The organism is Fibrobacter sp. UWR4, assembly GCF_003149045.1.
Classification (GTDB): domain Bacteria; phylum Fibrobacterota; class Fibrobacteria; order Fibrobacterales; family Fibrobacteraceae; genus Fibrobacter.
In genome coordinates this window covers 1-13,751 of the sequence record NZ_QGDU01000015.1, presented here as the reverse complement: position 1 = coordinate 13,751, position 13,751 = coordinate 1, and the positions used below count along the sequence as shown (strand labels likewise).

13 protein-coding genes are annotated in these 13,751 nt (G+C 50.8%); 8 read left to right on the top strand and 5 right to left on the bottom strand.

Features of this window, described 5'->3' with window-relative positions; translation table 11 throughout:
- The first annotated feature begins 5 nt into the window (after positions 1 to 5).
- The 8 genes from rpsA to BGX12_RS07600 all read left to right on the top strand — a co-directional run bounded on the left by rpsA (position 6) and on the right by BGX12_RS07600 (position 9,564).
- The gene (gene rpsA / locus BGX12_RS07635) at positions 6 to 1,754 is read left to right on the top strand and encodes a 30S ribosomal protein S1 (protein ID WP_109735490.1); all 1,749 of its coding nucleotides are present in this window, start codon (positions 6 to 8) and stop codon (positions 1,752 to 1,754) included.
- 95 nt (positions 1,755 to 1,849) lie between these two features.
- Positions 1,850 to 2,929 carry an acyltransferase gene (locus BGX12_RS07630; RefSeq protein WP_158278198.1) on the top strand — a complete coding sequence of 360 codons (1,080 nt, stop codon included), beginning with the start codon at positions 1,850 to 1,852 and terminating at the stop codon, positions 2,927 to 2,929.
- Between the two features lie 8 nt (positions 2,930 to 2,937).
- Positions 2,938 to 4,260, top strand: coding sequence for a phosphopantothenate--cysteine ligase family flavoprotein (locus BGX12_RS07625; protein ID WP_109735488.1), 1,323 nt, complete (start codon positions 2,938 to 2,940; stop codon positions 4,258 to 4,260).
- Positions 4,253 to 5,116: a hypothetical protein gene (locus tag BGX12_RS07620; RefSeq protein WP_109735487.1), complete on the top strand. Its 864-nt coding sequence runs from the start codon at positions 4,253 to 4,255 to the stop codon at positions 5,114 to 5,116. Before BGX12_RS07625 ends, BGX12_RS07620 begins: the two co-directional genes overlap by 8 nt.
- 95 nt (positions 5,117 to 5,211) lie before the next feature.
- Positions 5,212 to 6,627, top strand: a complete 1,416-nt coding sequence (gene dnaB, locus BGX12_RS07615) for a replicative DNA helicase (RefSeq protein ID WP_109735486.1) — start codon at positions 5,212 to 5,214, stop codon at positions 6,625 to 6,627.
- Positions 6,628 to 6,644: 17 nt separating this feature from the next.
- Positions 6,645 to 7,427: an ABC transporter permease gene (locus BGX12_RS07610; protein WP_109735485.1), complete on the top strand. Its 783-nt coding sequence runs from the start codon at positions 6,645 to 6,647 to the stop codon at positions 7,425 to 7,427.
- Between the two features lie 7 nt (positions 7,428 to 7,434).
- Entirely contained in the window at positions 7,435 to 8,217 is a 783-nt protein-coding gene (locus BGX12_RS07605) for an ABC transporter ATP-binding protein (protein WP_109735484.1), read from the top strand.
- Between the two features lie 105 nt (positions 8,218 to 8,322).
- Entirely contained in the window at positions 8,323 to 9,564 is a 1,242-nt protein-coding gene (locus tag BGX12_RS07600; RefSeq protein ID WP_109735483.1) for a hypothetical protein, read from the top strand.
- A gap of 182 nt (positions 9,565 to 9,746) precedes the next feature.
- Here the strand turns inward: BGX12_RS07600 and BGX12_RS07595 are convergent, their stop codons facing one another.
- From BGX12_RS07595 to BGX12_RS15635, 5 genes are all read right to left on the bottom strand, one after another.
- On the bottom strand, positions 9,747 to 10,577 hold the full coding sequence (locus BGX12_RS07595) for a metallophosphoesterase (RefSeq protein WP_109735482.1): 831 nt from the start codon (positions 10,575 to 10,577) through the stop codon (positions 9,747 to 9,749).
- 8 nt (positions 10,578 to 10,585) lie between these two features.
- Positions 10,586 to 11,305 (bottom strand): pseudouridine synthase, encoded by a 720-nt coding sequence (locus tag BGX12_RS07590; protein ID WP_109735481.1) that lies wholly within the window; start codon positions 11,303 to 11,305, stop codon positions 10,586 to 10,588.
- Between the two features lie 366 nt (positions 11,306 to 11,671).
- Complete coding sequence (locus tag BGX12_RS07585) at positions 11,672 to 12,697, bottom strand: phosphatase (protein WP_233246306.1); 1,026 nt, start codon at positions 12,695 to 12,697, stop codon at positions 11,672 to 11,674.
- Positions 12,687 to 13,061: a hypothetical protein gene (locus BGX12_RS07580; protein ID WP_199220743.1), complete on the bottom strand. Its 375-nt coding sequence runs from the start codon at positions 13,059 to 13,061 to the stop codon at positions 12,687 to 12,689. The genes BGX12_RS07585 and BGX12_RS07580 overlap by 11 nt, the downstream gene beginning before the upstream one ends.
- Before the next feature lie 77 nt (positions 13,062 to 13,138).
- Entirely contained in the window at positions 13,139 to 13,549 is a 411-nt protein-coding gene (locus BGX12_RS15635; RefSeq protein ID WP_199220742.1) for a hypothetical protein, read from the bottom strand.
- Positions 13,550 to 13,751: the final 202 nt, after the last annotated feature.

Here is a 13,751-nt window from a genome sequence, read left to right as displayed (position 1 = left end):
CTAATATGGCAAATAATCTCAAATTCGGTTCTCAGGCAGATCTCGACGAAATCCTTGCAGCAGAAGCTGAATGCGGCGCTGACTTCCGCAAGGCTAACGCTGACGTGTATGCAGGCATGGGCTGCCTCGAACAGGGCAAGCTCGTTACTGGTAAGATCAGCCAGGTTAACGAACAGGAAGTTCTCGTTGACGTCAACTACAAGTCCGAAGGCGTGATCGATCGCGCAGAATTCAAGGACTCTGACTCTCTCGAACTGGGTTCCGAAATCGAAGTTTTTGTTGAAAAGCTCGAAGATGAAGACGGCCGTCTCATCCTCTCCAAGCAGAAGGCTGACTTCGTTCGCGTATGGGATCGCATCCATGCTGCATTCGAAAACAACGAAGTTGTCAAGGGTACCCTCACCAAGCGTATCAAGGGCGGCGTAGTTGTCGACCTGTTCGGTATTGACGCCTTCCTCCCGGGTTCTCAGATCGACCTCCGTCAGATCCCGGACATCAACGCTCTCATCGGCCAGGATTTCGACCTCAAGGTTATCAAGGTCAACAAGGCTCGTCGCAACATCGTCGTTTCTCGCCGTGTTGTTCTCGAAGAAGAACGCAACAAGCAGCGTGGCGACGTTCTCGAAACCCTCGAAAAGAATCAGGTTCGCAAGGGTATCGTCAAGAACATTACCGACTTCGGTGCATTCATTGACCTGGGCGGCGTAGATGGCCTCCTCCACATCACCGACATGAGCTACAAGCGTATCAACCACCCGACCGAAATGGTTCAGCTGGGTCAGGAAGTCGAAGTTATGGTTCTCGACTTCAACGACAAGAAGGAACGCATCTCTCTCGGCATGAAGCAGCTTAAGCCGCATCCGTGGAAGGACATCGCTGAACGTTACCCCGAAGGCGCAATCGTTAAGGGTAAGGTTGTTTCCATCACCGATTACGGTGCATTCATCGAACTGGATTCTGGCGTTGAAGGCCTCATTCACGTTTCTGAAATGTCCTGGACTCAGCACGTCAAGCACCCGTCCAAGATCCTCGCTGTTGGTCAGGAAGTTGAAGCTGTCGTTCTCAAGGTCGAAGAAGAAGCTGAACGCATCTCTCTCGGCATGAAGCAGCTCGAATCTGATCCGTGGGATTCTATCGAAACCGAACTTCCCCCGGGCGCACGCGTGGTTGGTGAAATCCGCAACATCGCTTCCTTCGGCGCATTCGTCGAAATCAAGGAAGGTGTTGATGGCCTCATCCACGTTTCCGACATGTCCTGGACCAAGAAGATCACCCATCCGAACGAAATGGTCAAGAAGGGTGACAAGGTTGAATGCGTCGTTCTCGCTGTCGATAAGGAAAAGCGTCGCATTTCTCTGTCCATGAAGCACCTCACCGAAGATCCGTGGGATTCCATCGATTCTACCTACCCGGTAAACGCAGAAGTCAAGGGCAAGATCGTTCGTATGCTTGACCGTGGCGTTGTTGTTGAACTGGCTGAAGGTATCGAAGGCTTCGTGCCCGTTTCCAAGCTCACCGCTGAATACATCAAGGTTCCTGCTGATGCATTCAAGGTTGGCGACGAAGTTCCGGCCGTTGTTACCGAAATCGATCAGAACAACCGCAAGATCTTCCTCTCTGTGGTCGACTACTTCAAGAATCGCGAATCCGCAGAACTGAAGGCTTGGATGGACTCTCATAAGCCGGGCGAAAACGGCACCACTATCGGTGACGCAGCTCCCAAGGCTAAGAAGTCCGCTAAGAAGGAAGCTTAATTAAAATTTGCTTCTGGCCTTAAGGTCTTAAAGGAATCCCGTGGTGAATGCCGCGGGGTTTCTTTTTTGTTTCCGCTTTTGCTAACTTTAGTTTTATGGATCATTCCGCAAAGATATCCCGCATATTTGAATTTGATATCATCCGTGTGCTTGCCATGTTCTGGGTGGTGACTTACCACTTTGGTTGCGAGTATAGCTTCGGACCTTTTTCTCCCATAGTCAATTTTTTCTGCGTAACGCCCAATTTTGATTTTGGCAATGTTGCCGTTACCATGTTCCTGGTGCTTTCCGGTGCGTTACTTTATCGAAAGTACGGGAACGGCAATGTGGGCGGTCTGCCTGCCTTCTATTTTAAGCGGGCGAAGGCGATTTATCCTCCTTTCTGGATTTTGAATTTGTATGTGCTGCTTGCCATGGTGCGACACTGGATTTCTGATGGTTCTCCCTTTTTTGCCGGAAACCCACTGAAATTGCTGCTGACTTTTTCCGGTGTCGACGGATATCTGAAACTGTTTGACTACGAGTCCTACTATTTCTGTGGTGAATGGTTTGTGGCGGCCATTATCTTGCTTTATCTGCTGTTCCCGTTCCTTGCCTGGGCTTACAAGAAGAATAGGGTTGCTTTACTTGTGGTGCTGGGCTTCAGCTATGGTTTGCAATTTGTTTGGCCCAACAGTTGGCTATGGGACATTAGTGTTTTTCCCGCCACTTTGATGTTAAAGTTCGTTCTGGGATTTCTGCTGATGGATTTGTTGCCCAGGTTGCGTTCCCCTTCAGTCAAGTGGGTTTCCTTGGTGGTGTTTCTTGGACTGAGCCTTGTTATGCTTCCTGTTGGAATCATTAAGAATGACTTGCTTGGTTCCGTTGCAGGAATTGCCGTTTTTCTTGGGGTGTTGAATTTTGGCGGACGTGTCAAGGAGTCCTCACTGGTGTGGAAAACTGTGCAGAAACTGGCGCCTTTGACTTATTGCGTTTTCTTGATTCAGCATATCGCCATCGTGTGGCTGCAAATGGCTTTTGTAAAGGCCCTGGGTCGTCCCGCCGTGGAATTTAGTGCTCCGCTTTGCCTAGCGATTCTTGCCGCGACTTTGGGTGTAATTCTGGTGGCCGCATACGTATTGAAGTTGGTTTCCGATAAGGTTGTGAAATTTGCCGAGAGCAAATTTCTATCTTGAGTTTCTGTATGAATCTTTCTGGTAAGCACATCCTTCTTGGCGTTTCTGGTGGAATTGCCGCCTACAAGTCTTGCGAACTTTTGCGTCTGCTGCAAAAGAAGGGCGCTGAGGTGCGCGTGTGCATGACGGAAGCGGCGACGCAGTTTGTGGCGCCTCTGACTTTCGCCAGCCTGAGCAAGTGCCCGGTGTACCTGAAGAATGGAGCCGCCGAGGCGCGCCCCTTCCAGCATATTGATTTTCCCCGTTGGGCGGATTTGTACCTGGTGGTGCCCGCTACCGCCAATGTGATAGGCAAGTTTGCCTTCGGTATTGCCGACGATCCAGTAAGCCTTTGCTTCATGAGTTGTGATTGCGAACGTTTTGTTGCTCCGGCAATGAATGTGGCCATGTACAATTCCCCTGCAGTAAAACGCAATCTTGAAATGCTTCGCGGATTTGAGCACACTCATGTGCTAGAATCTCCTGCAGGCTTTTTGGCCTGTGGCGAAGTGGGGCAGGGAAGGCTCTTGGAGCCTGCGCAGATTGTGGAATACTTAGAGAATTATGAATTACTAAGTACGAATTACGAGAAGAAAAATGGGACGGGTACAGTTCCTGTTTCCGAGGCGCAAGGATTCCTTGAAGAAACTGCTTTGCAGGACTTGCCTGCGTATGCTCGGAGCGAAGCCGCGCCCCGTAGAGTGCTGATTACTGCAGGCCGTACCGAAGAAGCTATCGACCCGGTCCGCTACATTTCCAATCGTAGTAGCGGCAAAACTGCGGTTGCACTGTCCGCAGTTTTCCTCGCCAACGGCTACGATGTTGAAGTTGTTGCAGGCCCCATGGAAGCCCAGTTCCCGGGTGGCGTAAGGGTCGCCAAGGTTCGTAGCGCCTGTGACATGCACGATGCTGTTATGGAACGCTTGGCTTCTGCGGATGTGGTCATCCACTGTGCTGCAGTCGCTGATTACCGTCCTGCAAAACCCGCCAACGAAAAAATTAAGGACAGCCGCAGTCAATTGACAATCGAGCTTGTTCCCAATCCTAATATTCTGAGAGGTTGTGCCGCTGCCCGTAAGGAGGGACGTGCAAAGCCTGGTCAGGTGCTTATCGGTTTTGCTCTGGAAACGGATCATTTCGAGGAGCATGCTGCCGAAAAATTTGAAAAGTCCGGTGCAGATGCCCTGCTGCTGAATGCTCCCGTGGCTGCCGATAGCGGGTTTGGACGTGATAACGTGCGCTACTCCCTGGTGGAACATGGCAAGCCTATTCCCCCGCTGACTATGGGCAGTAAGGTTTCCCTGGCAGAAACCATCCTTCGTTTTTGTGCTGATAGAGGTTTGAATGGCTGACGAATTTGATTTTAGCGAGCTGCGCAATTACCTCCAGGGGCAAGTAGACCTTGGTGCCGGTTTGGACGAATTCTATCTGGATGAACCTTGGGCCTTGGAAAAGAAACAGGCGGCACCAGCCCGTCCTTTTATTCCGCCAACTCCTGCAAGTCGCCCGGCGCCCATTCCTCAGCGTCCTGCTCCACTGCAGCAGAACTCTGCTCCCACTCCGCCGCCACAGCCGGCATCCTTCAATGGAAATCAGGGATCCATGTTTGGCAGTGCTGCCGTCGCAAATGCCCCCGCACCCCGTGTGGCAAAGCGTTCCGCCTCTGTTTTCGAATCCGCTAATTCCCTGGATGAATTCTACACACAAATTAAGGATGAAGCGCTCTATAGCAAGGAGCCGAACTTGGTTCGCTATATGGGTCCGGAACATCCGAAACTTCTGTTCCTGCTTCCAGGGACAAAACCGGGAATGGCCCCTGCCGCATTTTTCCAGTCCCCTGTGGGTGAGATGCTGGTCCGACTGTTCGCCAACTTGAACATCGGCCAGGAATCCATGGGCGTGACTTACTTCTTCAAATCCACCGAACGAGCCTTGTCTCCCTTGCTGGAAACCGCCCTCAAGAAGATGCTTATGAAGGAGCTGTCTTTCATCCAGCCGGAAATGATGGTGTGCTTTGGACAGCCTCTATTCCATCAACTGTTCGGTAAGGCAAAGAACTTTGACGAACTGGCCGGCTCCGATCAGGACTTCTCCGGAACCAGGACCTGCCCGCTGGTAGACCCGTACCAGATGGTAAACGATAAACAGCTGAAGTGGCTCACCTGGAAGGTTCATATTCCTCGCAACGCCTATTTTACAGCTAAATAACCGCAATTTTTACAAAGCCCTTGATATTGGCGATTATACGTTGTGGTCTTCAAAAGACCGCAATTCAATAATTTATATTTCAAGGGTAATTGACTATGCCAGATTTTGATAACCAGCAGAACCAGTATGAAGGCCGTCAGGTCCCCATGGACCTGGACGCGGAACGCTGTCTTTTAGGCGGCATTCTTCGTGATCCCGAAGTGATGGGCGAAGCCATCATGATTATTAAGGACGAGTCGTTCTTCTACCTGGAAGCGCACCAGATTATTTGGACTGCCCTCTGTAATTTGAATAAGGCAGTGACCCCCATTGACTTGGTTACTTTGGCTTCTGAATTGGAAACCATGGGTAAACTTAGCCTGGTAGGCGGTCGTGAATACCTATTTACCCTTATGGAAACGGTGGCTTCTTCTGCTAATGTGACCTGGCATATTGAACTTCTGCGAAAGAAGACCACCCTCCGTAAGCTGATCAAGATGTCCTCTGGCATTATCAAGAATGCGATGGATCCTGCTGCGGCTCCGGACGAAGTGCTCCAGGATGCGGAAAAGGTCATGTTCGCTATTGCGGATGACCAGGTCCGCGACTCCCTCAAGTCCATTGACCAGTTTGTGTCCCCCCTTCTTCAGCGCCTGAATGAACGCAAGGATGGTATTACCGGTATCCGTACGGGTATTACCGAACTGGATGAATTGACTAACGGCCTCCAGCGTTCCGACCTTATTATCCTGGCTGCTCGTCCTGGTGTGGGTAAAACATCTTTCGCCCTGACCATTGCGGCAAACGCAGCCATCAACTACAATCAGAATGTGGCTTTCTTTAGCCTGGAAATGGACGGTGTGCAGCTGGCCCAGCGTCTTCTGTGCTCCCAGGCCCAGATTGACCAGAGTAAACTTCGTAACGGCTACCTGAATGCCGAAGAAAAGCGCCGACTGATTGCCGCGGTCACCCCTATCAACCAGGCTCCTCTGTATGTGGATGATAATGCCGACCTTGGCATTATGGAACTGATGAGCAAGGCCCGCCAGCTGAAGCGTAAGGGCAAGCTGGACCTTCTGATCATTGACTACCTGCAGTTGATGAAGACTGGCAAGGAAGAAAACCGTGCCGTGGCCATTGGTGCTATTTCCCGTGGCCTTAAGATTCTGGCCAAGGAAATGCAGATTCCTGTGATTGCCCTGGCTCAGCTCTCCCGTAAGGTGGAAGAAAAGGGCCGTGAACGTCCCCAGCTTTCAGACCTTCGTGAATCCGGTTCTATCGAACAGGATGCCGACATGGTGTGGTTTGTGGAACGTAAGTTTGTCCAGACCCATAAGGAAGAAGACAAACATTCCGCAGAACTGATTGTGGCAAAACACCGTAACGGTTCCGTGAAGGATATTCCTATGACCTTCATTCCGGAATACACCACCTTCTACGATTATACTCCTGAAGACGGCTATGGTTCCGAGGGGGATGGCGGTGAATACAATTTTGCTGAGGATGGTCCCGGCGGTGCAGACTTTGGTTAATATTCGAGGATTATAAGATGTCTTTTATTCTACGCCCTATTTCCTGGATTGGTGAAATTATCTTCACCGGTATTTCCGGTGTGGGCGAAGTGATCTGTATCCTCTTGAATACTTTGAAACAGCTGCGCTATATTCACAAGAATCCAAACCTGATCGTGAAGCAGATGATTTCTGTGGGTGTTTCCTCCCTACCTCTTCTGTTCGTCACTTCCATCTTTACGGGGATGGTGGCTACGGTTTGTGCTGAATTCGAATTTCACAATCTGGTTGCAGATAAATTTGTGGGAACGGCTGCCTGTAAGATGGTGCTTATTGAACTTGGCCCCCTGCTTACCGCGATTGTGCTTTCGGGACGTGTGGGAAGTGCCATTGCTGCTGAACTTGGCTCCATGAAGGAAAAGGAAGAACTGGCTGCCTATACGGTGCTGGGACTGGAACCCTATCGCTATCTGGCTTTGCCCCGTTTTGTCGCTTTCGTGACCATGATTCCTTGCCTGACCATTATTTCCAATGCCCTTGCCCTTATTGGAGGCTGGATTGTATGCGTCCTGGGATTGGATATTACCACATATACTTATACAACCGGCATGCAGTACCTGTTTGACCCTATGGACCTGTGGTCCGGGGTTCTTAAGTCCTTCGTGTTCGGTACGTTGATTTTCCTGCTGGGATACTATCATGGCGTCAACGCCAAGGCTGGTGCACGCGGTGTGGGCCTTGCGACCATGAGCGTGGTGGTGTCCTGCTGCTTGATGATTTTGATTTCGGACTTTATCGTAGACGCAGTTCTATTCTTCTAGGTAACTTATGCCAAACGTAAAGATTGACCCAAACGATATTGCCATTCGCCTGAAGGGCCTGAAGAAGTCCTTCGGTCCCCAGAATGTTCTTTGCGATGTGAACTTGGATATTCGCCGTGGCGAGACCATGGTGATTATTGGTAAGTCCGGTGGCGGTAAGTCCGTGATCCTGAAACATATGATCGGACTTCTTCAGCCGGATGGTGGCGAGGTGACCGTGGATGGCGTGACTATCAGTACCCCGAAGTTCTTTGATACTCATACCATCCGTAGAAAGATGGGTATGCTGTTCCAGATGGGCGCTCTGTTCGACTCCATGAACACTGGCGAAAATATCGCTTTTGCCCTCCGTGAACATCATCCGGAACTGACGGAAAAGCAGATCCAGGATGTGGTGACTGAAAAACTCCAGATGATCAACCTGGTTCCGGAGTTCCGCACCAAGATGCCCTCTGAACTTTCCGGTGGTATGCGTAAACGTGTGGCCCTTGCCCGTGCAATCGCTCTAAATCCCGAAATTTTGCTGTACGATGAACCCACTACCGGTCTGGATCCCATTACCAGTGACGTGATTAACGACCTGATTCTGGATATGCAGAGCAAGCTTGGGGTGACATCTGTGGTGGTGACCCATGATATGGTGAGTGCGTTTAAGGTAGCGGACCGTATTGCCATGCTTTACAATGGACGTATCATTGAAGTGGGCACTGTGGATGAAATCAAGAATACGAGCAACCCGTATGTGCATCAGTTTATTACGGGTCAGCGTAAAATTTCGGTGGATGAATAAATAAAAGTTTACAAAAGCGTTTTTAAGTGTTTTGACGCACTAAAAATTAAAACAAGGTGTTCGTTTTTGAAAAGAATTATTTAGATTTGCCCCAAAGAGGTTAATATGAATAAGAAGTTTATTGTTGGTTTATCTTCTTTAGCTATTGCTGGTACTTTCCTTGCCTGTGGTGATGGCGAAGTTTATGAATTCGACGAACGTAATGACGGCCCGATTATGTTCGGTTACGTTGAAAGCAACGATACCTCCATAATGGTAAATGCCGTTAACGATTGTAAGGGCGATCCCGCATGCGCCGGATTGATGGGCCAGGCTCCTTCAACGCCCGTTGTTTCCAGCTCCTCTATTGCTCAGCAGCCGCAACAGCCGGTTGTTGGCTCGTCTTCCTCCGCAGCAGCGCCCACTTTTAGATCTTCTAGCAGTAAGATAGTCTTTGCTTCCTCTGACTCCCAGGGAGGCGCATCCTCTAGCTCCATCGCTGTTGTTCCGGGTGGTACCGGCGATATCGGTACCTGTGCTCCTGTTGATAATCCTATTTCCAAGGGAGGCTCCACTACCTGGAAGTTCTCCTTCAATAACAAGAACTCCGCTGGCTTGACCGCTAAGGATATTATCGGCTACGACTTTACCTGGAACTTCGATGCTAATGCCTCTAAACCCTCTGAGGTGATTACAGGCCTTTCTCCAACCGGTGCGATCACTTACATGAATTCCGGTTTGGCTAAGGCTACTGTCTCCATTTCCAAGGGTGCTGCTGCTTATAGCGTGACCTGCTCTGACCTTCAGGTGAATGGCGCTCCCATTACTGGTTGTAAGTGTGCTGCTACCGCAGCTACTGCAGATGTTGCTGATGGTGGAATTGCTGGCTGGACTGTTGCGGGCTGTACTTCTGTCGGTGCTAACATTACTGGCTACACCTGGACCGGTGCTACTGGTGCTGGTGAAAGTGCTTCTCACACCTTCACCGAAAAGGGTCAGACCTTGAAGCCCAGTGTGAGCGTTGCTAATGACGATAACACTGTTCAACTCGTTGAATGTGACGAAGTGAAGGCTATTGATAGTAATATTCTTGATTACGAAATTCTTGCAAATCAGGCCGCAGGTAAGATTGCTATCCCTGCTGGAGCAACCTCCGTTCATGTTAAGGTTCCTGTTTCTGGTCAGCCTTGTGTGATTTTCTGCGAAACCACTTGGACTCAGGAATTGAAAGGCAAACTGAATATGACTGTTGGTGGTGTTAAGGCTACGGGTGATTTTAACGTTACCGTATCGTTGCCTGTGGATCAGTGTGATGATGACATGATTGACTTTGATTTGTCTGCTCCTGCTACTTGCGGTGTCCAGTAATCACAATTAAAAGATCTAGAAAAGACCGACTCCTTGAGTCGGTCTTTTTTATATCCCGAAACCCTTGAGGAGGAAGCTCCGCTTCCCCTCAACCACAAAAGAAAAGGCTAACCAAGCTCTGCTTGGAAAGCCGTCTTCTTTTGTAGGGGGTTCCAAAGGGGATGGTAATCCCCTTTGCATCATTAATACCCGCTCCACTCGGCGGTGATGCTGGGACTGGCCTTACGGATTTTTTGTGCTTCGGGAGAGTCGTCCGCGATGGCGATGTCGCCACTTGCAATTCTTGCCTTGATGTCTGCGAAATCCTTAGGACGCTCGTTTTCCGGAAGCTTGTCGCCGGGGACCATACAGGGGGCGTCAATAGCGGTCTTTGCCTTATCCTTGACGGGGGAGTAGATTCGAGCGGCTGGAACTTCGTAGAACTTGTCTTCTTCCGGACACCAGGCTGTAAGTCTCTTGCCGTAGACGCAGCCGGAATCCAGTCCGATAAAGCCAGGACGCTTGTCTACAAAACCCATCTTGGCCCAATGTCCAAAGACCACGGTCTTTTCCCACTTCACTTGTTCAAACCAGGGTTTTCCATCCCAGTCACGAATGGAGAGAATGACCTTGGGGTCCATGTCTTCCAGGCGGGTCTTGCCGGGTTCCAGGCCTGCGTGAACCAGCAGGGCGTGGGGCGTGTCGCGCCAGAGGGGCCAGGTCTTGACTTCGTCCAGAATGTAGCGCCAATCTTCCAGGGGAAGCTTTGCAAATCGGGCTCGCTGCTTTTCGGTCCATTCGCTTTCGTCGGTGGCCATCATGCGGATCAGATGTTCCTCGTGATTGCCTCGAACTGCAAGGATTCCGTTGTCCTGAATAAACTTCAGGGCGCGAAGCATGTCGGGGCCTTTGTTGATGATGTCTCCTGTCTGGTACAGAGTGTCTGTACCGCGAACGAATCCGAATGCGTCAACGATGCGTTCCAGTTCGTCGGCGCAGCCGTGAACGTCCCCGATATAAAGAGTGCGCTTCATGATGATTCCTAGATGTGGACTGCCTGACGGAGTTTGTTCATTTCGTCGGCGGTCAGTTCGCGGTATTCACCTGCGGGGAGATCTCCCAAGGTCATGCGGCAATAGCTGACGCGCTTCAGGTCGCGAATTTCGTAACCTACGGCTCTCATCATACGACGGATTTCGCGGTTCTTTCCTTCAATCAGGACAAGTTCCGCAAAGCCATTTTCCAGATAGATGTCCGTAGCGAAAGCGATTTCTTCCTGGTCCGAACCTTCCTCACGAATGTCGACGCCATCTACCAGGCGCTGGCAGGCGTGCTCGCTGAGGGGACGGTCGGTCCACACGTAATAGCTACGGGGAATTTCAAAGCTGGGGTGGGTGAGGCGGTGGAGTAGTTCCCCGTCGTCGGTAAATAGCAAGAGACCGCGGCTCTGCAAGTCCAGACGGCCTACGTATTTCAAGCTATGGTATCCCGGCGGCAGAAAATCATACACTGTCTGGCGACCCTGGGGGTCGTCCTTGGTGCATACACAGCCTGCGGGCTTGTGGAACATGATGGTGGTGGTCTTCTTGGGGAGACGAGCCTTCTTGCCGTCTACCATGACCTGGTCCTTGTCTTCGTCAACCTGGTGGCCCAAGTCTCGAATGACTTCGCCGTTGACCATGACCTTGCCGTCTTCGATCAGTGCTTCTGCTGCGCGACGGCTTGCGATTCCACAGAGGGAGATGAACTTATTGATGCGCATATTTTTTAGGGGCTAGGGGGTTTTAGGGGTTAGGGTCTAGGGTCTAGGGTCTAGGGCGTCAAGATGTATATGCTTTTGATTTCTGGATAGGTTCGTCTTTAAATTTTCATATGGAGTATTCCCGACATCTCTAATCACTGACCACTAATCACTAACCACTAATCTAGGGTCTAGGGGGTTTTAGAGGCTAGGATCTAGGGTCTAGGGGCTAGGGCGTCAAGATGTATATGCTTTTGATTTCTGGATAGTTTCGTCTTGAAATTTTCATATGGAGTATTCCCAACATCTCTAATCTCTATACCCTATACCCTGTACCCTGTACCCTTAAACCTCTAATCTCTAATTTCTAGTTTCTAGTCTCTAATTTCAAGTTTCCGCTTTTTTCATCCAGGGCGGGATTCGTTTTGCCTTGGGTTTTTCCTCGGGTTCAGCCTCTGGGGGATAGAGTAAACCAAAACGCAGACCGGCGGTACTGATGCGGAAGGATTCCACACGGAGTTTTTCCAGAAGGGACTTGAGCCAGAACAGCCCGCAGATAATGACGTCGTGACGGCCGTTTTCCAGGCCGGGCAACATGGCTCGCAATTCCTTGGAAAGATTGGTAATGCGGGTGGTAACTGCATCCAGATCACGGATGGTCAGTTCCAGGCCTTCGATGGCCTTGTAGTCAAAGACCTGCTTGTTCAGGTAGACCATGGCGAGGGCTGTGCCTGTACCGCCAATGAGGTAGACCTGTTTCTTGGTCATGCCCTTGAAGGAAACGTCCTTAAAGGCTTCCTTTACAAACTTCTTGTATTCGGGACCGGGGATGGGACCCATTTCCTTGAACATCTTCAGGGCGCCCACCGGAATGGAGAAGGTTGTTTCCCCATTGGAAAGTTCCGTAGATCCGCCGCCAATGTCCAGAGTGACAATGTCCTTGCCGTGCCATTCGCGGACGGAACGGAAGGTCAGCTTGCCTTCCTGTTCGCCGGAGATGATCTGGGGGCGAACCCAGAGGGCTTTCTCGATAGCGTCAAGAACTACTTCGGAGTTTTCCGCCTTGCGCATGGCTTCCGTAGCGGCGGCAGCCTTCAGGTCGGCGCCCAGTGCGTGAAGATCCATGCGGAACTTGGTCATAATGCGGGTCAGTTCCTCGATGCGCTTCTCGCTGATGGAACCTGTCTCGTAAATGTCTTCGCCCAGACGGCAAACCTCAACTTTCTGAAGTTTCGGGACGAGGATCTGGCGGGGGGCTGGTGCAATAGCGGGTTCCGCAGCATCGGCGGATTCGGTCGTTGCTTCCTGATTTGGGGCAGGGGAGGGTGGATTGGGTGCGTCTTCGAAAGCTGCAATCAGCATGATGCAGCTATGGCTTCCAATGTCCACGGTGGCGATGAGCTTATTGTTCATCTTCGGACTTGTCCTCGGCCTTATTCTCGTTTGCGTCGGCGGCTTTTTCTTCCGCCTTCTTTATGACGCCCGCCTTGATCTTTTCGGCAAGGGAGGCGGGGTTGGTGAGAAATTCCTTGGCCAGTGCAATGGCCTCTTCTACGATGGAATCCGGGTGCTTGCCCACCCAGCTGGCGACCAGGTCTCCGGATTCGCTTCCAAGTTCCTTGCCCTGGCGCAATTCCTGGCCCATCTTGAGGGCGAGAAGGAGGCCCAATTCGAATGCTCGGGGTTCGGATTTTCCTTCCAGAAGTTTTTCGACGCGGGTAATGCGTTCCTCGTAAGGGACGCTTTCAAGTTCAGCAAGGTCTTTTTCAGAAATCATGGCGTAAAAATAGAAAAACAAAAAGTTCTCCGCAATGCGGAGAACCTTTTACAAGAGAGAATTCTTGGTTAAGAAGATTACTTCTTCTTAGCAGGAGCCTTCTTAGCAGCGGGCTTCTTTGCAGCAGGCTTAGCGGCAGCCTTCTTAGCAACCGGCTTTGCAGCGGGCTTAGCGGCAGCCTTCTTGGCAACCGGCTTTGCAGCGGGCTTAGCGGCAGCCTTCTTGGCGACCGGCTTTGCAGCGGGCTTAGCGGCAGCCTTCTTGGCAACCGGCTTTGCAGCGGGCTTAGCGGCAGCCTTCTTAGCAGCCGGCTTTGCAGCGGGCTTAGCGGCAGCCTTCTTGGCAGCCGGCTTTGCAGCGGGCTTAGCGGCAGCCTTCTTAGCAGCCGGCTTTGCAGCAGCCTTAGCAGGAGCCTTCTTAGCGGCGGGTTTTGCAGCAGCCTTAGCAGGTGCAGCCTTCTTAGCAACGGTCTTCTTTGCAGTAGCCATTTTTCTTCTTCCTTATGGTTGTTGTGAATTTATTGTCTATAAAATAACTTTAATTCAACAAATAATCAACACCTTTTTTTCGTAAAATGAAAATTTTTATGAAAAATGAGGCATCATCAACATGTGTGGAAGCATTTAGGCAGCCTTGCTAGATGATTCTCTCGATTCCGATTCCCATTCGTAGGCTATCTTTACATCTACA

Coding starts and splice junctions, on each gene's coding strand:
- rpsA (WP_109735490.1), top strand. CDS start 6: ATGGCAAATAATCTCAAATTCGGTTCTCAGGCAGATCTCGACGAAATC.
- BGX12_RS07630 (WP_158278198.1), top strand. CDS start 1,850: ATGGATCATTCCGCAAAGATATCCCGCATATTTGAATTTGATATCATC.
- BGX12_RS07625 (WP_109735488.1), top strand. CDS start 2,938: ATGAATCTTTCTGGTAAGCACATCCTTCTTGGCGTTTCTGGTGGAATT.
- BGX12_RS07620 (WP_109735487.1), top strand. CDS start 4,253: ATGGCTGACGAATTTGATTTTAGCGAGCTGCGCAATTACCTCCAGGGG.
- dnaB (WP_109735486.1), top strand. CDS start 5,212: ATGCCAGATTTTGATAACCAGCAGAACCAGTATGAAGGCCGTCAGGTC.
- BGX12_RS07610 (WP_109735485.1), top strand. CDS start 6,645: ATGTCTTTTATTCTACGCCCTATTTCCTGGATTGGTGAAATTATCTTC.
- BGX12_RS07605 (WP_109735484.1), top strand. CDS start 7,435: ATGCCAAACGTAAAGATTGACCCAAACGATATTGCCATTCGCCTGAAG.
- BGX12_RS07600 (WP_109735483.1), top strand. CDS start 8,323: ATGAATAAGAAGTTTATTGTTGGTTTATCTTCTTTAGCTATTGCTGGT.
- BGX12_RS07595 (WP_109735482.1), bottom strand. CDS start 10,577: ATGAAGCGCACTCTTTATATCGGGGACGTTCACGGCTGCGCCGACGAA.
- BGX12_RS07590 (WP_109735481.1), bottom strand. CDS start 11,305: ATGCGCATCAATAAGTTCATCTCCCTCTGTGGAATCGCAAGCCGTCGC.
- BGX12_RS07585 (WP_233246306.1), bottom strand. CDS start 12,697: ATGAACAATAAGCTCATCGCCACCGTGGACATTGGAAGCCATAGCTGC.
- BGX12_RS07580 (WP_199220743.1), bottom strand. CDS start 13,061: ATGATTTCTGAAAAAGACCTTGCTGAACTTGAAAGCGTCCCTTACGAG.
- BGX12_RS15635 (WP_199220742.1), bottom strand. CDS start 13,549: ATGGCTACTGCAAAGAAGACCGTTGCTAAGAAGGCTGCACCTGCTAAG.